Genomic DNA, 16394 nt, shown 5'->3' with positions numbered 1-16394 from the left:
CGTGATGGTCCGGACCCGCCAGGGAAGCGTAAAAACCCTTGCGGCGGGCGCTGTCCGGGCTTTGCCGCGAAACCCCCGCGCGGATCGGCGCGGGAGACCTGGCATCTGCGCCATGGGTGGTTTAGCGAGCGCGGGGCGGCTGGTGGCGGCGGTCGGCCTGGTGGTCGGGTTGGCGGCGTGCTCGTCCACCGCGCCGGGCAGCCCGGTCCCGGCCCCGACGCCCGTGGCCGGCGGGCTGGTCGGCGCGCCGGCCGGGGTGCGGGCCGCCGGGGTGTCGGACGAGCTGGTCGAGTACGGGGCCGTGGCGGCGATCCGGGACCTGGTCCGGGCCGACCGGCAGCGGTTCGGGTCGCTGCTCGGCGTCGGCTACTCGGAGGTGGCCGTGCACTCGGCCGCCATCGCCGACGCCGCCGGGTTCGACCCCTCGGGCGCGACCGAGGCCGTCCGCGTCGGCCGGCCGCCGGACTCGGCGGTCCTGCTGCGGATGGCGGTCGACCGGGCCGCGGTCGACGCGAAGTTCGCCGGCCTGGGGGCCGAGCGCGTGGACACCGCCGGCGCCACCACGTGGATCACCGGCGAGGACCACGAGATCCCCGCGGACAGCCCCTTCGGGTGGGCGGGGAACCTCGGCGCGTTCAACCGGGTCCGGGTCACCGGCGACTCGGTCGCCTTCGCGCCCTCCGGCGCGGCGCTGGCCCGGGTCACCGACCCCGGCGGCCCCTCCCTGGCGCAGGACGAGGTGATCGGCGGGCTGGCGGCGTGCCTGGGCGAGGTCACGGTCGCGATCATCGGCGCGCCGGGCGACCACGGGTTCGTGTCCGCCGTCGGGGTGCGGGTGGCGCGGGACGAGGTGACCGAGGTGGTGTGCGTGCCGACCGCGGACCCGGCCGCCCTGCGCGACCGGGTGCTCGACCGGCTCGACTCGACCGGCGCCGGCGTCGGGAGGTGGCCCGCCGAGCCCCGCGGCGCGCGGGTCGAGGCGCCGGCCGACCTGCCCGGCGTGCTGCGCGTGGAGACGTCCGTCGCCCCGAGCTCGCGGGTGGGGCTGGTGCTCCAGGCGTGGGGGCGCGGGGACGTGGCTGCCCTGGTCGGGTGAGCCCCGGTCGGTCGAACGGCCGGTGGCGCGCCGGTTCGGTGGTGCGCCACGTCGGGCGGGAGCACGTGAAAGGCCATCGGATCCCCCGGAGCACGTGATCGACACAGGGGGACCGGAGCCGCCGCCCGCCGGTAGAGTCGGGTCGGAGACGGCAGTGGAGGACGCGATGAAGCGCAACATCACCTGCCCCTGCGGGGAGCGGATCACCGGCCAGGACGAGGACGAGCTGGTGGCGAAGACCCAACAGCACCTCAAGGAGAACCACCCGGGGCACGACTACTCGCGCGACGAGATCCTGTTCATGGCCTACTGAGCGCCATGGCCCGCTGAGCGGCGGTCGCGTCGCCGCCCGGTGGTCGCGGTCGCGCCGGCCGCAGGCGGCCGGATCCGGCCCGGAGGGGCGAATTCCTCCATTCCGGGAGTGAACGGACACGCGAAACGCGGGTTTGTCCGTGCACGCACCGTGACCGGTTCTGTATATCGGTCCGTGCGATCTTCCGCGGAAGCGGACCGGAGCCGGACAGACCACCTGGAGAAAGCGCGATGCACAGCAGTCCCCATGACCGACCGCGCGGTGTCGTCGTCGCGGTGTCGCCCCACGCCGACGACGCGGAGTACGGCGCGGGCGGCCTGCTGGCCGCCTACGCCGACGCGGGCTACGACGTCCTCGTCGCCCTCATGACCGGCGCCCACCCGAACCGGCTGCGGGAGGCCGAGGCGGCGGCGCGCGTGCTGGGCGCGCGGGTCGTCGCGGACGGCTCGGGCTGCGACGGCGCGCTGGAGGTCACCTCCGCGCGGGTGCGCTGGCTGGAGCGGCTGACGGCGGACGCGCAGGTCGTCCTCGCGCCGCACCCCGACGACACCCACCAGGACCACCGCGCGGCCACCGCCATCACCCGGTCCTCGGTGCGGCGCAGCTCGGTCAGCCTGATCTGGTACCGCACGCCGAGCAGCGGGCCCGGGTTCACGCCGACCGCGTTCCACCCGGTCTCCCCGGCCCACGCCCACGCGCGGGCGACCGCGATCGCCATGCACCGCAGCCAGTCGCACTGCGCGTACCTCAGCTCGCACCACCTGGCGGTGAAGGACGCCTGGCACGGCTGGCTGAGCGGCCACGCGGCGGCCGAGCCGTTCGAGGTGGCCCGCTACCAGCTGACCCTGCCGACCGCGCCGCCGCCCCGGCACGAGGAGGTCCTGCGGGTGCCGGCCGCGCCGATGCCGTCGGGGCAGGGGTGACGGCCCAGCGCCGGGCCGCCGCCCGCGGCGTCAGCGCCGCGACAACGTTCCGTCACCGCCGGGGTGGACAGTCGTCGGTGCGCGGCCGGCACGGGGGGCGCCGGCCGCGCGGCAGCCCGGCGCGCCGGCCGATCGCGCCGGCCGGGGCGGTGCCGGGGGTGGTGTCGGGCCTCGGGCCGGTCGTGGTCGACCCCGCGCGGTGCGCCCGTCGGGCGGATCGGGGCGGGCGGGGCAGCGGGTGACGTCCACCCGGTCCCACCGGCGGCGCGGTCGCCGGGTTCGGGCTGCGGTCCGGCGGCGCCGGCGCGCCCGCCCCGACCGGCGCCGGCGGGCGGGTCACCAGGCCAGGAACGCGACCAGCGCGAGCACCGCCAGGGCGGCGACCCCGCGCCACAGCCGGTGGCCGTAGCCGGTCAGCGAGCGCACCAGCAGGCTCCACGCGGTCACCGCCGGCCCGGCCCACCCGGCGGCGCGGGCGCGTTCGGCGTACCTCCGGCGGTGCTTCTCCACCAGCACGGTCGCCGCGTCCACCTCCCGCCCGTCGGAGCGCAGGACCGCGGCGAGCCGGTCGTACGCGTCCGGGGTGAAGCGGCGGGTCGCCCGGCCCAGCAGGGCCAGTCGCCGCCGCACGGCCGGACGGCCCTCCAGGCGGGGTTCCAGGCTCAGGTAGTCGAAGCCGGCCAGCTCGACGCCGCCGCCCGCGCCCCACAGGAAACCGTTGTCCTGCAACGAGGAGCACCGCGCGTACCGCAGGTCGACCCGGCCCGGCGGCGCGTCCTCGACCGCCAGCCGCAGCGCGTCGGCGACCAGCCGGCACGCGGCCAGCGACACGACCCGCGCCCCCAGGTGGGCGCCCCGCAGGTCGACCCGGCCCCGCACGGACGCCCCGGACAGGTCGACGGTGCCCTCCGCGGCCAGGTCGGCCAGCTCCAGCTCCTCGCCGACGCGCGCGCCCCGCAGGTCCAGCGCCACGCCGCCGGGGCCGTGCAGCGCCGCCCCCGACAGGTCCACCCGCCCGCCGACGTCCACCCCCGCCAGCCGCACGCCCTCGTCGCTGCGGGCCTGCGCCAGGTCGACGTCCCCGGCGACCCGCGCCCGCGCCCCGCGGATGCCGCGCAGCTCGGCCCGCACCGCGCGCAGGTCGCCGCCGATCCGCGCGTCCACCAGCCGCACGCCGGTCCGGACCAGCGCGAACGCCAGGTGCACGTCCCCGGCGACGCGCAGCCGGTCCAGGGCCAGCGCGTCCTCCTCCACCTCCACCGCGCCGAGCACCAGCGAGCCGCCGACCACCGCGCCGACCAGGCTCAGCGACCGCAGCCGCGCCTCGGTGAGGTCGACATCGCCGGTCAGCCGGGCACGGTCGGCCAGCAGGTCCGCCAGCCTGGCCTGCCGCAGCGACACCGCGCCGCCGACCCGCGCGTCGGTCAGCACGACGGCCCCGGTGGCGGTGACGCCGATGCGCACCTCGTCCTCGCCGAGCACCCCGCCGCCGACCCTCATGCCGCGCCCGTCGAGGGCGACGCCGTCGGCGCCGTCCAGCACGGAGCCGGCCAGGTGCAGGTCGCCGCCGACCGCGAGCCGGTGGGCGCGCAGGGCCGCGACCCGGCTGTCGCGCACCGAGACCTCCCCGCCGACCTCCGCGTCGCCCAGCTCCACGGGGCCGTGCACGGAGCAGCGGGTCAGCACGAGGTCGCCGCGGCAGCGCAGCCGCCGCGCGTCCAGGCCGGGCAGCTCGCAGTCGTCGAACTCGACGCGGCGCACGGCGGCCTCGCGCAGCACCGGCGAGCGGTCGAACCGGCAGCGCGTGAACCGCAGGGTGCGCGGCGGCGCGTCGGGCAGTTCGAGCACCCCGGTGACGTGGGCGTCGACCACCTCGACGTCCGCGCCGGCGAGGTCCGCGGCCGGGATCTCCCCGGTGGTCATCCCATCCCCCCATCACCCGATGTCGGCGGCATCGGGGTGTGGGCGATGCTAACGGTGCATAGTCGCCCCCGGTCCGCCCCGATGCGGAACACCGCAGGGGTTCCGCACCGACGCCGGCGGTCAGAGCAGGGCGGTGAGCGCGCCGACCGCCCCCGCGGCCAGCAGCGCGGTGACCACGCCCCGCCGCAGCGCCAGCAGCCAGACCAGCGCGGCGGCGAGGACGGCGAACTGCCACCCGGCGTGCAGCGACCCGGCCAGCGGGAGCGCGGAACCCGCGATCGCGCCGATGGCCGCCGCGCCCGCTCCGGTCAGGAAGGACTGGGCGGTCCGGTTGTGCCGCAACCGCTCCAGCCGCGGGCCGGCGAGGATGACGAAGGCGAACGACGGCGCGAACGCGACCACCGCGGCCAGCAGCCCGCCGGTCAGGCCCGCCGCGGCGTACCCGACGACGGCGACGGTCTGCACGACCGGCCCGGGGGTCACCTGCCCCAGCGCCACCGCGTCGAGGAACTGCGCGTCGGTCATCCACCCGTAGGTGTGCACGGCGTCCTGCCGCATCATCGGGATGATGACGAAACCGCCCCCGTAGGACAGCGCCCCCACCTTCGCGGCCACCCACGCGACCGCGCCCAGCCCGCCGCCGGCCGCGGGCAGGGCGAGCACCACCGGCCACGACGCCCGCTTGCCCGACGGCGCGCCGACGGCGGTCTCGACGGCCCCCGCGGCGACCAGCACGAGCACCAGCCACGGCCCCGTCACCGCCGCCGCCGCGCCGCCGGCCACGAGGTAGGCGACCCAGCGGGCGCGGGCCGCCCGGACGTGCCCGACCCTGCGCCAGCTGCCCGGCGCCAGCCCCCACGCCGCGTGCAGCGCGACGGCGGGCACGGCGGCCCCCGCGCCGGCGGCGGCGCCGAGCACCCACGGCGGCGGGTCGGCGGCGAGGAACAGCGCGGCCAGCGCCAGGATCAGCACCAGGCCGGGCACGATGAAGCAGAACCCGCCGACCAGCGCGCCCGGCGCGCCGCGCAGCCGCCACGCGCACAGGATGGCGAGCTGGGTCGAGGCGGGGCCGGGCAGCAGGTTGGTCGCCGCGACGCCCTCCTCGAACTCGGCGTCGCCGAGCCACTTGCGGCGCGTCACGCACAGGTCGCGCAGCAGCGCGATGTGGGCGGGCGGGCCGCCGAAGCCGATGCAGCCGATGCGGCCCCACTCGCGGGCGATGGTCGCCAGGCCGACGCGGCTCACGGCGCGCTCGCGATCGCGGCCAGCCGGTCCACGCGTTCGGTGAGCTGCGCGAGCACGTCCTCGAAGGCCGCCTCGGTGTCGGCGGCGCCGGGGTCGGGCACCGACCAGTGCACGCGCCGCTCGTCCGGTCCGAGTTCCTCATGAGCCCGGTCGCACACCGCCACCACCAGGTCGTGCGGTCGCACCACCTCGTCGACGTGCGCGGTGCGGTCACGCTCAAGGCGCAGGCCGTGCCGCCGGGCGGCAGCCACCGCGCGGGGGTTGACCCGCGGACCGGGGTGGGTGCCGGCGGAGGTGGCCGGCAGCGCGCTGCGCCGCTGCCACACGGCGGCGGCCAGCGGTGAGCGGGCGGCGTTGCGGGTGCAGACGAACACGACGCGCGACGCGGTGACCGCGGGGGTCGGCCCCAGGCCGGCCAGCCCCTCGGGCCGGAGCCGGACGTAGGCGCGGCGGCCGTCGGCGTGGGACCGGGCGCGCACGACGAGGCCCGCGTCGCGGAGCACTCCGAGGTGGTGGGCCAGCAGGTTCGTGCCGAGGCCGAACCGGTGGGCCAGCTCGCCGGGCGACCGGTCGCCGATCGCGAGCAGGTCGACGATGCCGAGGCGGACCGGGTCGGACAGCGCGTGGTGCGCGGCGGCGCGCTCCCGGAGACTGGGGTCAACTTCCATTGAGGCAATCCTGGCTGAGTGGTTCACTCCGGTCAACAGCCGCCCACACCTCGGACCCCCGGAGGCGCCCCAGGCGAGACCCACCCGAGCGCTGCCCCGCCCGCCGCCACACCCACACCGGCGCCCAGGTGCCCACCGGCGCGGCGGGCGGCCGCGCCCGCGCACCCCCGGCGGATCACCGGGAAAGAGTCGGCAATTCAACCCGGACATTTTTCCCTTAGCTTCACTATTTATGTGATATAGATCACAGTGAGAATTGGTGCGTTGCGCCGATTACACTTTTTCAACGGCTGCGTACGTTCATCCCGGTCAGCTCTTCCACCCCTGGAGAATGGGGGGACCATGACCGACCAGGAAATCAGGACGCGTGGCGGTGCGGTGTGGGACCGGTGGTCGCGGGCGCCGGTGACCACGAAGCTCTACTGGCTGCTGCGCATCGGCGTCGCCATCGAGTACCTCGGGCACGGGTGGGCCGGGTTGAGCCGGTCGCGCGCGTGGCTGCCCTACTACGACCTGTTCGGCATCTCCGCGGACGCCGCGGTGGACCACATGATGTACCTGACCGGCGCGCTGGACGTCACCGTCGGGCTGCTGGTGCTGTTCTGGCCCACCCGGATCGTGCTCCTGCACGCCACCGCGTGGGGCGTGTTCACCGCGCTGCTGCGGCCGGCGGTCGGCGAGGGCTGGTGGGAGTTCCTGGAGCGCGGCGGCAACTACGGGATGCCGCTGGCGATGCTGGTCCTCGTCGGGCTCGGCGGGTCGGCGCGCGGCTGGCTGACCAGGGCGGACGAGCCCGCCGCCGTGCCCGACCGCGCGCTGCTCGGCGTCCACTGGGCCGCCCGCGGCGGCCTGGCGCTGCTGCTCATCGGCCACGGGGGCTTCGGCGCGGTCGAGCAGAAGGCTTACTGGTACCGGTTCTTCGAATTCTTCGGCATCGACCGGGCCGGGGTGGACGGGGCACACCTGATGGTCGTGTTCGGTTCGTTCGAAATCCTGCTCGGGCTGGCCGTGCTCATCCGCCCGGTCATCCCACTGCTGTGGTTCGTGCTCGGGTGGAAACTCGGCACGGAATTACTCCGGCCGCTGGTGGGCCAGGAGTGGTTCCAATTCGTCGAACGGGACGGCGACTACGTGCTGCCGCTCGTGCTGATAGTCGGCGCCGCGGCCTTCGCGACGGCCCGCGACCGCCTCCGGTCCCGCACCTGACCCCAGGCCACGCACCGCCCCCCGCCCGCACCCGGACCTCCGGCCCGCCGCCCGGACCCGGGTCCGCCGCCCCGACCCCGCACCCGAAAGGGAGAACCGTGCCCCACCGCCCCGCCCTGCTGCTCGCCGTGCTGCTCGCTGCGACGCCGGCCACCGCCACCGCCGGGGCCGCGACCGGGCAACCGGTCGTCACCGGCACCATCGCCGTGGGCCTCAACCCGCGCGCGGCGGCGTTCACCCCGGACCACCGCTTCGCCTACGTGACCAACGCCGGCTCCGACACGGTGTCGGTCCTCGACGTCCGCCGCCGCGCCGCGGTGGCGACCATCCCGGTCGGCGCTTTCCCCTACGGCGTGGCGTTCGACCGGCACGGCCGGTTCGCCTACGTCGCCAACCGCGACTCCGACGACGTGTCGGTCGTCGACACCGGGGAGCGGGCGGTGGTGAAGACCATCCCGGTCGGCGACGCGCCCCGACTGGCCGCGGCGACCCCGGACGGCCGTGAGGTCTGGGTCAGCAGCACCGGCTCCAACGCCGTCACCGTCATCAGCACCCGGAGCCGGTCGGTGGTCGCCACCGTCCCGGTCGGCGCCGCGCCGCGCGGCATCTCGTTCACCTCCGACGGCCGGCGCGCCTACGTCGCGAACTCCGACTCGGACACCGTCTCGGTGGTCGACGTGCGGGACCGGGCGCAGATCGCGACCATCCCGGTCGGCGACGAGCCGCGCGGCGTCATGGTGACCCCGGATGACCGCACCGCCTACGTCACCAACACCCTCGGCGGCACGGTCTCGGTCGTCGACACCCGCCGCGGCGCCGTCACCGCGACCATCGCCGTGGGGAAGAACCCGCGCGGCCTCGCGCTGCACGCCGGCGACCGGATCGCCTACGTGACGAATTCCGGCTCCGGCACGGTCAACACCATCGACACCCGCACGAACCGGGTCCTCGGCGAGGCCAGGCTCGGCGAGGACCCCCGCTACACCGCCTCGGGGCCCGGCAGGCGCTACGTCCTGGTCGCCAACACCGGGTCCGCCAGCGTCTCGGTCGTCACCCTGGACCGCTGAACGCGCGGGGGCGGGGGCGCCGCCCGGCGCCCCGCCCCCGCGTCGCGACCGGTCTCAGACGCCGGTCCCGACCTCTTCCTTCGCCTCGGACAGGTCCAGGCTCGACCGCAGCGTCACCGGCTTGAGCAGCAGTGCCGCGACGACGCCCACCACGGCGATGCACGCCGAGATCAGGAAGACGTGCCCGGTCGAGTCGCCGTAGGCCGCGCGCACGATGTTCTGCACCGGCTCCGGCAGCGCGGCGAGGTTCAGGCTGCCGCTGCCGGCGCCCGTGCTCGGCACGCCGGCCGCCGCGAGCCCGCTGGTGATGCGGTCCTGCACGTCGCGGGCCAGCACCGCGCCCAGCACCGACACGCCGATCGTGCCGCCCAGCGAGCGGAAGAACGCGACGGTCGCGCTGGCCGAGCCGATGTCGCGCAGCGGCACCGTGTTCTGCACCGCCAGCACCAGGTTCTGCATGGTCATGCCCACGCCGGTGCCCACCAGCAGCATCGCGCCGCCCACCAGCACCAGCGAGGTCTGGTGGTCGATCGTGCCCAGCGCCGCGAACCCGATCACCAGGACGACCGCGCCCGTCACGATGTAGGGCTTGACGCGCCCGCTGCGGGTGATCATCCGGCCGCTGACGATGGACGCGCCCAGCACGCCCGCCATCATCGGGATGGTCAGCAGCCCGGCCTCGGTCGGCGTGTAGCCGCGCCCGATCTGGAAGTACTGGCCCAGGAACACCGCGCCGCCGAACATCGCCATGCCGACCGCGACGCTCGCCAGGATCGCCAGCGCCGTCGTCCGCCGCTTCACGATCCCCAGCGGCACCACCGGCTCCGCCGCGCGGGACTCCACGAGCACCGCCAGCGCCAGCAGCAGCACCGAGCCGCCGACCATGGCGGCGGTCTGCCACGACACCCACGCGAACGAGCCGTCCACGAACGAGATCCAGATCAGCAGCACCGACACGCCGGCGGTGATCAGGGTCGCGCCCAGGTAGTCGATCCGGACGCCCGGCCGCCGGACGCTCTGCACCTTCAGCGTCGCCTGGAGCACGAACAGCGCCAGCAGCGCCACCGGGACGCCGATGAAGAAGCACCAGCGCCAGCCCAGCCACGAGGTGTCCACGATCAGCCCGCCCAGCAGCGGACCGCCGACCGTCGCGACCGCCATGACCGCGCCCAGGTAGCCGTTGTACCGGCCGCGCTCGCGGGGCGGGATCATCGCCGCGATCACCACCTGCACCAGCGCCTGCAGCCCGCCGACGCCGATGCCCTGGAACGCGCGCGCCGCGATGAGCTGGCCGGCGCTCTGGGCGAAGCCGCTGATCACCGAGCCGACCGCGAAGATCACGATGGCGGCCTGGACCAGGGTCTTCTTGTCGAACAGGTCCGCCAGCTTGCCCCAGATGGGCGTGGACGCGGTGGCGGTGAGCAGGGTCGCCGTGACGACCCAGGTGTACTGGCTCTGCGACCCGTCCAGCGCGCCGATGATCTGCGGCAGCGCCGTGGACACCACGGTGCCGCTGAGCATCGCCACGAACAGCACCAGCAGCAGTCCGCTGAGCGCTTCCAGGATCTGCCGGTGGCTCATCGGCTCCGCGCCGGCCGAGCCGGTGGCGGGTGCACTCATCGAGCTGCCTCCAAAGTGGAGCCCAGGGCTCCTTCGACATCCGTGGTGAGGCGGCCGAGCGCCGAGGTCAGGGCCTCGATCTCGTCCGGCGCCCAGTTCGCGAGCACCCGGGTCATCAGGTCGTCGTACCAGTCGCGCGCCTCGGCGAGCGCCGCGTGCCCGGCCTCGGTGACGGCCAGCACGCTGGCCCTCCCGTCGGCCGGGTCGGCGCGCCGCTCCACCAGGCCGTGCGCGACCAGCGCGGCCACCGCCCGGCTGACGGTGGACGGGTCCAGGCCCGTCCGCCGCGCCAGCTCCTTGGCGTGGCACCCGCGGGCGCGGTCGATCAGCGTCAGCGTGCCGACCAGGCCCGTCGGCACCGGCGGGTACCGGTCCGTGCGCTGGTTGCGCACCATGCGCACGACCTTGAGCAGCTCGCGCAGCCGTTCGACGAGTTCGCGGTGCGGGCTGGTGTCCACGTCGACCCCTCCCCGGAGAAATGCTTGCTTACTACAAGCATCTATCAAACTTGCCCAACGTGCAAGTTTTCCCAGTGGGAAATCCAGTAGCCTGGGGTGGCGATGGACACAGGGCTGCGCGAGCGCAAGAAGACCGCCACCCGCCTGGCGCTGCACGAGGCCGCGCTGCGGCTGGCGCTGGAGCACGGGCCGGAGCGGGTCACCGTCGAGGCGATCGCGGACGCCGCCGAGGTCTCCCGCCGCACGTTCTCCAACTACTTCGCCGGCAAGGAGGAGGCCCTCTTCCACGGCGACCTGCTGCGCCTGCGGCGCCTGCTCGACCTGGTCCGCGCCCGCCCGGCCGACGAGCCGCCGCGCGCCGCGCTGGCCGGCGCCGCGGCCGGCCTGCTGGCCGAGAGCGACCGGCTCGACCCGGCCTGGGTGGCGCAGCGGCGGCTGCTGCGCGGGCACCCCAGCCTGGTCGCCCACCAGGTCGCCGCCCACGCCGCGGTCGAGCGGGACCTGGCCGCCGCGGTGGCCGCGCGCGGCGCGGACGAGCTGCGCTCCCGGGTGCTCGCCGCGACGTTCCTCGCCGCCCTGCGCGCGGCCACCGCGCACTGGCTGGAGCACCCCGACCGGACGCTCGCCGAGTGGGTCGCCGAAGCGCTCGCCTGAGAAAGCTGCACAGTGTGCAGGTTTTGGTACCGTGTGTTACCAACACCCTGAGCAGCGGCCCGGTCACCCCGGGTCGGGAACGGGACTCGCGGATGACCAGCCCCACCGTCTCCCCGGAACACGAAGGCAACCAGGACAGGCTGGCGCTGCGGCTGCCGCCCGAGCTCACCGCACGCGCGCCCGACCGCCCGTTCGACCCGGCGACCCGCCAGTCCGAGCTGAGCGCCCAAGGGCCCGTGCACCGGTTCACCACGGACGACGGCGACCCGACCTGGCTGGTCACCGGCTACGACGAGGCGCGCGCCGCCCTCGCCGACCCCCGGCTGAGCTCCGACCGCCTGCGCAGCAGGCGCGTGCTGGACAGGCTGCCGGCCGCGCTGCGCGAGCGGCTGTCGGACGACTCCGTCCGCGCGGGCAACTTCCTCACCCTGGACCCGCCCGACCACACCCGCTACCGCAAGCTGCTCACGGGTCAGTTCACCGTGCGGCGGATGCGGCAGCTCGAACCCCGCGTGCACGAGATCGTCGCCCGGCACCTGGACGAGATGGTCGCGGCCGGCAACCGGGCCGACCTGGTGCCGGCGTTCGCCCTGCCGGTGCCGTCGCTGGTGATCTGCGAGCTGCTCGGCGTCGCCTACGAGGACCGCGCCGAGTTCCAGGAGCGGTCGGCCACCCTGCTCCGGCTCGACGCTTCGGTCGACGACGTGCTCAAGGCCAGTGACGAGCTGCGCGGGTTCATGCTCGGCCTGGTGCGGGCCAAGCGCGCCGAGCCCGCCGACGACCTGCTGTCCGGGCTCATCCAGGACGCACCCGACCTGACCGACGACGAGCTGGTCAACATCTCCACCCTGCTGCTCGTCGCCGGGCACGAGACCACGGCCAACATGCTCGCGCTGGGGACCTTCGCGCTGCTGGAGCACCCCGAGCAGCTGGCCGCGCTGCGCGCCGACCCGAGCCTGGTGCCGGCGGCGGTGGAGGAGCTGCTGCGCTACCTGTCGATCGTGCACCTCGGCCCCGTCCGCCTGACGCTGGAAGAGGTCGAGATCGCGGGCGTGACCATCCCCGCCGACTCCACGGTGATCATCTCGGTGCCCGCGGCCAACCGCGACCCGCGCACCCACAGCGCACCCGACGACCTGGACGTCACCCGGCCGCGCCCCTCGCACCTGGCCTTCGGGCACGGCATCCACCAGTGCCTCGGCCAGCAGCTGGCCCGGGTGGAGATGGCGACCGGCTTCACCGAGCTGCTGCGCCGGCTACCCGGCCTGCGACTGGACCTGCCCGCTTCGGAAGTCCCGATGCGCAGCGACATGCTGATCTACGGCGTGCACAGCCTGCCGGTGGCTTGGGACGCCTAGTACGCGACTTTCGACTCAGGCCGCGCCCCGCGCGGCGGCGCTTCAGCTTGCACCGCAGGCCGCGCCTCGCGCGGCGGCGCTGTTCAGCGCAGCCGTGTGCCTCGTGTTCTCCCCGTACGGCCTGGGCGCAGCCCAATCATGCCGAGCTGGGGGTGTCAAGCACGCTTCACCGCTTGACACCCCCAGCTCGGCATGATTGCCTCCGGCAGGCCGTACGGGGAGAACACGACGCACTTCCCTCCTCCTTGGGGGCCTCCCAGCCGCTCTTCATACTGAGGTCCCGCACCGATCCAGGAAATATCAGGTGCGGTACGGATCCAGGTAAAACCCAAAAGAGTCCTCGCCGGACAGGCAGGCCGCCAAGGAGAATGAAAAGAAACAGCGGTCGTGTTCCCCCCGCATGACCTGTCAAAGACGACCATGCTTTCTTGGGGGGTGCAAGCGAAAAGCGTGCTTGCACCCCCCAAGAAAGCATGGTAGCCCTCCGGGCAGGCCATACTGATCTTCAATTGTTGGGGTCTGTGGTGGCTTGTGTCGGTGGGTGGGGCTGTCCCGGGGGTACCCGTGGGGTATGCGCTATCCCGATGGTGGTGGCCTGACCGGACGGGAACGGGCCCGACGTGAGGCGGTGCGGATGCAGGCCGCCGACTGGTTCGAGCGTGGTGTGGGCGCCTGCGAGGTCGCTCGTGGTCTGCGGGTGTCGACCAAGTCCGCCTATGCCTGGCGGCGTTTGTGGCGTGCCGGGGGCCGGCAGGCCCTGCGCTCCAGGGGGCCGGGCGGGCCGGACTGCCGTCTGGACCGGGCCCGGCTCGACCGGCTGGTCCAGGCCCTGGAGCAGGGGCCGGCCGCCCACGGGTACACCGAGGATCGACGCTGGACCCTGGCCAGGGTCGCGGAGCTGGTCGCGCGGTTGTTCGCGGTGCGCTACACCCCGGCCGGGATGTCGCTGGTGCTGCACCGCATCGGTTACAGCCCCCAGGTGCCGGCCCGGCGGGCCGACCGCCGTGACGAGGCCGCGGTCACCGCCTGGCGGCGGGAGTCGTGGGCGCGGGGAAAACCCTAGCCGCGGACCTGGGCGCCTGGTTGTGCTTCGAGGACGAGACCGGCTGCAACACCCGCCCGCACAAGGCCCGCACCTGGGCAAGGCGCGGCCACACCCCGGTCCTGCCCTACTGGGCCGGTTCCCAGGGTCGGATCTCGGTGGCCGGCCTGCTCTGCGTCAAACCCGGCGAACGCACCCGGCTGCTGCACCGGGTGCTCGTGCACCACCGCCGCCGCAGCCCGCCGGCCCCGCGCAGCTTCCTCGAGCGGCACTACCTCGCGCTGCTGGACGACGCCCACCGTCGCCTGGGCGGCCCGATCGTGCTGATCTGGGACAACCTCGACCGGCACATCAGCGCCCGGATACGGCCCGCCCTCGCCGCCCGGGACTGGCTGCACGTGATCCGACTACCCGCCTACGCCCCGGAACTCAACCCGGTGGAAGGGGTGTGGTCACACCTCAAACGCGGTCTGGCCAACCTCGCCCCCGTCGGTCTGAACGACCTGGTCCCGATCGTGCGCCGCCGACTCCGCCTCATCCGGAACCGGCCCGACCTGCTCGACGGATTCCTCGCCCACACCGGCCTGACCCTCACCCCCGAACCAACCTGACCCCAACAATTGAAGATCAGTACGGGGAGAACACGAGAGCACCGGACTGCACGGGGCGTGCCACGAGCCGAAAGCGGGGGGCGCGGGCTGCGTCGGTTCGTCCGGGGTCTGCGTCGGAACTGGTCGGAGTTGGTCGTTGGTCGCGGCGAGGTGGGTCGCGGCGAAGTGGATGACGGATTCGTAGCGGGTGGCCGCGAGGCGGTGGGCGACGAACTCGGCGCTGGACCGGCCCGTGGGGAATCACCTTCGGGCGGGGCGGTGCGGCGGGAGGCGGACGGTTACGTCAAGGCCCCCGGTGGGGCGGCTGGTGGCGGTGACCGTGCCGTCGTGGGCGTCGGCGATCGACCCGACGATGGCGAGGCCGAGTCCGGCCCCGGTGGTGGATGCGACTCTCTTGCCGGCGCCGCGGTGGAAGGGCTCGAACAGGCTGTCCACGGTCTCCGGGGGAACGGGCGGGCCGCTGTTGGCGACCGTGATGGTCCCGTCGGAGGTCAGGGTGACCGCGAACCAGCCGTTCTCGGTGTTGTGCAGCACGGCGTTGCGGACCAGGTTGTCGAGCAGCTGGGTCAGCAGCACCTCGTCGCCGAGGACGGTCAGCGGGGCGGTGACCAGGTCGCCGCGGAGGCCGGAGCAGCCGGCGAGGGCTTCGCCGACGACGCGTTCGGCCACCGCGGCGACATCGACCGGGTGGCGTTCGGGCAGGCCGTTCTCGCTGCGGGCGAGCAGCAGCAAGCCTTGCAGCAGGCGATCCGACCTCCGGTTGGCGTCGAGCAGTTCCTCGCGTATGGCGTCGATGTCCTCGGGCCTGGCGTTGGCGAGGCGGACCTGGATGATCGCGCGTTCGATCGCGAGCGGGGTGCGCAGTTCGTGCGAGGCGTTGGCCACGAACCTGCGTTGGCTGGTGAAGGTGCGGTCGAGCCGCTCCAGCATGTCGTCGAACGTGTCGGCGAGGTCGCGCAGTTCGTCGGGCGGCCCGTCGAGCGCGATGCGTTCGTGGATGTTGCGCGCCGACATGCTGCGTGCCTGCTCGGTGATCGTGTGCAACGGCCGCAGCACCCGGCCGGCCACCCACCAGCCGACCACGGAGGCGAACAGCACCATCACGCCCACGGCGATCGCCGACATCAGGACGAGGTGGTGCAACGCGTTGTCGCGGATCTCCTCGGCGAGGCTCTTGACCTGCCCGGGAGTCATCGCCGCGGCCTCCGCGGACTGCTTGGGGAGCACCGTGACGCTCGTGCGGCGCTCGCCGGTGAACGCGTCGCGGATCACCACCTCCACGCTGCCCGCCAGCGTCTGCCCGGACAGCAGCAGCACCACGGTGAGCAGCACCAGGCACGACGCCAGGCACAGGCCGCCGTAGAACAGCGTCAGGCGCAACCGGGCGCTGCGGCGAGGCCGTCCCGGATCCGGTAGCCGACCCCCGGCACCGTCTCGATCAACGGCGGGTCGCCGAGCTTGGCCCGCAGCCTGCTGATCGTGATCCGCACGGCGTTGGTGAACGGATCGGTGTTCTCGTCCCACGCGCTCTCCAGCAGGCTCTCCGCGCTGACCACGCTCCCCCGGGCGCCGAGCAGCGCCTCCAGCACCGCGAACTCCTTTTTGGACAGCGCGAGGTACCGCCCGCCGCGCACCGCTTGGTGGCGCGGCACGTCCAGCTCCAGGTCGCCGTGCCGCAGCACCGGCGAGATCACCTCGGCCGGCCTGCGGCCCAGCGCCCGCACCCGGGCCAGCAGCTCGTCGAAGTCGAACGGCTTGGCCAGGTAGTCGTCCGCACCGAGGGAGAGCCCGCCGATCAGGTCCTGCTTCGACACCGCCGCCGTGAGCATCAGCACCCGGCCGGTGGACAGGCCCGCCACGATCCGCCGGCACACCTCGTCCCCGTGCACGCCGGGCAGGTCCCGGTCCAGCACGACGACGGCGTAACGGTTCACCGCGAGCCGTTCGATCGCCTCGTCCCCCGAAAGGGCGACATCCACGGCCAAGGCGTCGCGGCGCAGGCCCTCGGCGATCAGCCCGGCCAGCGCGGGCTCGTCCTCGGCGACCAGCACCCGCACGTCCACAGCCCTCCCATGCCCGTTGCGGACAGGGTAGGGACCGCGGTGTTTCACCGGCGTATCGGCGCAGCGAGACGCGGCGGAAAACCCCGATCGGATAGAGCTTCCCGGTGACGCGCGAAAGCCGCGCGCTCCCGAGGGAAGGTGTTCACC

At 74.4% G+C, this 16394-nt stretch carries 16 protein-coding genes; 9 read left to right on the top strand and 7 right to left on the bottom strand.

The genetic code is table 11. The features are described 5' to 3' along the window. The first annotated feature begins 112 nt into the window (after window positions 1-112). From JOE68_RS25665 to JOE68_RS25655, 3 genes are all read left to right on the top strand, one after another. Window positions 113-1096, top strand: a complete 984-nt coding sequence (locus tag JOE68_RS25665) for a hypothetical protein (protein ID WP_204844851.1) — start codon at window positions 113-115, stop codon at window positions 1094-1096. A gap of 166 nt (window positions 1097-1262) precedes the next feature. Then, on the top strand, window positions 1263-1409 hold the full coding sequence (locus JOE68_RS25660) for a DUF1059 domain-containing protein (RefSeq protein ID WP_121007155.1): 147 nt from the start codon (window positions 1263-1265) through the stop codon (window positions 1407-1409). Window positions 1410-1639: 230 nt separating this feature from the next. Next, entirely contained in the window at window positions 1640-2332 is a 693-nt protein-coding gene (locus JOE68_RS25655; protein WP_204844850.1) for a PIG-L deacetylase family protein, read from the top strand. A 336-nt stretch (window positions 2333-2668) separates the two neighbouring features. Here JOE68_RS25655 and JOE68_RS25650 read toward each other — a convergent pair whose 3' ends face one another. The 3 genes from JOE68_RS25650 to JOE68_RS25640 form a co-directional block, all read right to left on the bottom strand. Beyond that, window positions 2669-4255 carry a pentapeptide repeat-containing protein gene (locus JOE68_RS25650; protein WP_204844849.1) on the bottom strand — a complete coding sequence of 529 codons (1587 nt, stop codon included), beginning with the start codon at window positions 4253-4255 and terminating at the stop codon, window positions 2669-2671. A 120-nt stretch (window positions 4256-4375) separates the two neighbouring features. Continuing rightward, window positions 4376-5500: a chromate efflux transporter gene (gene chrA / locus JOE68_RS25645; RefSeq protein ID WP_204844848.1), complete on the bottom strand. Its 1125-nt coding sequence runs from the start codon at window positions 5498-5500 to the stop codon at window positions 4376-4378. Then, window positions 5497-6168, bottom strand: a complete 672-nt coding sequence (locus JOE68_RS25640; RefSeq protein ID WP_204844847.1) for an arsenate reductase/protein-tyrosine-phosphatase family protein — start codon at window positions 6166-6168, stop codon at window positions 5497-5499. The genes chrA and JOE68_RS25640 overlap by 4 nt, the downstream gene beginning before the upstream one ends. Window positions 6169-6510: 342 nt before the next feature. Between JOE68_RS25640 and JOE68_RS25635 the strand changes: the two genes are divergently transcribed. Beyond that, complete coding sequence (locus JOE68_RS25635) at window positions 6511-7374, top strand: hypothetical protein (RefSeq protein ID WP_204844846.1); 864 nt, start codon at window positions 6511-6513, stop codon at window positions 7372-7374. Between the two features lie 98 nt (window positions 7375-7472). Beyond that, entirely contained in the window at window positions 7473-8441 is a 969-nt protein-coding gene (locus JOE68_RS25630) for a beta-propeller fold lactonase family protein (protein ID WP_204844845.1), read from the top strand. A 54-nt stretch (window positions 8442-8495) separates the two neighbouring features. On the opposite strand, the gene JOE68_RS25625 is transcribed toward JOE68_RS25630, so the two are convergent. Together JOE68_RS25625 and JOE68_RS25620 are read right to left on the bottom strand one after the other, a co-directional pair. Further along, window positions 8496-10061: an MDR family MFS transporter gene (locus JOE68_RS25625; RefSeq protein ID WP_204844844.1), complete on the bottom strand. Its 1566-nt coding sequence runs from the start codon at window positions 10059-10061 to the stop codon at window positions 8496-8498. After that, window positions 10058-10519 carry a MarR family winged helix-turn-helix transcriptional regulator gene (locus JOE68_RS25620; RefSeq protein ID WP_204844843.1) on the bottom strand — a complete coding sequence of 154 codons (462 nt, stop codon included), beginning with the start codon at window positions 10517-10519 and terminating at the stop codon, window positions 10058-10060. Before JOE68_RS25620 ends, JOE68_RS25625 begins: the two co-directional genes overlap by 4 nt. A gap of 102 nt (window positions 10520-10621) precedes the next feature. Between JOE68_RS25620 and JOE68_RS25615 the strand changes: the two genes are divergently transcribed. The 4 genes from JOE68_RS25615 (at window position 10622) to JOE68_RS25600 (ending at window position 14184) form a co-directional block, all read left to right on the top strand. Then, on the top strand, window positions 10622-11173 hold the full coding sequence (locus JOE68_RS25615; RefSeq protein WP_204844842.1) for a TetR/AcrR family transcriptional regulator: 552 nt from the start codon (window positions 10622-10624) through the stop codon (window positions 11171-11173). A 92-nt stretch (window positions 11174-11265) separates the two neighbouring features. Continuing rightward, window positions 11266-12531, top strand: coding sequence for a cytochrome P450 (locus JOE68_RS25610; RefSeq protein WP_204844841.1), 1266 nt, complete (start codon window positions 11266-11268; stop codon window positions 12529-12531). 571 nt (window positions 12532-13102) lie between these two features. Next, window positions 13103-13594, top strand: a complete 492-nt coding sequence (locus JOE68_RS25605) for a winged helix-turn-helix domain-containing protein (protein ID WP_204840485.1) — start codon at window positions 13103-13105, stop codon at window positions 13592-13594. Then, on the top strand, window positions 13573-14184 hold the full coding sequence (locus tag JOE68_RS25600; RefSeq protein WP_307819415.1) for a transposase: 612 nt from the start codon (window positions 13573-13575) through the stop codon (window positions 14182-14184). The genes JOE68_RS25605 and JOE68_RS25600 overlap by 22 nt, the downstream gene beginning before the upstream one ends. 240 nt (window positions 14185-14424) lie before the next feature. Here the strand turns inward: JOE68_RS25600 and JOE68_RS25595 are convergent, their stop codons facing one another. Both JOE68_RS25595 and JOE68_RS25590 read right to left on the bottom strand, forming a co-directional pair. Continuing rightward, window positions 14425-15564 carry an ATP-binding protein gene (locus tag JOE68_RS25595; protein WP_204844840.1) on the bottom strand — a complete coding sequence of 380 codons (1140 nt, stop codon included), beginning with the start codon at window positions 15562-15564 and terminating at the stop codon, window positions 14425-14427. Next, window positions 15555-16241: a response regulator transcription factor gene (locus JOE68_RS25590; protein ID WP_204846287.1), complete on the bottom strand. Its 687-nt coding sequence runs from the start codon at window positions 16239-16241 to the stop codon at window positions 15555-15557. Before JOE68_RS25590 ends, JOE68_RS25595 begins: the two co-directional genes overlap by 10 nt. Window positions 16242-16394: the final 153 nt, after the last annotated feature.

It is taken from the genome of Saccharothrix algeriensis (assembly GCF_016907655.1).
Classification (GTDB): Bacteria; Actinomycetota; Actinomycetes; order Mycobacteriales; family Pseudonocardiaceae; genus Actinosynnema; species Actinosynnema algeriense.
This window is presented reverse-complemented; position numbering and strand designations above follow the sequence as displayed.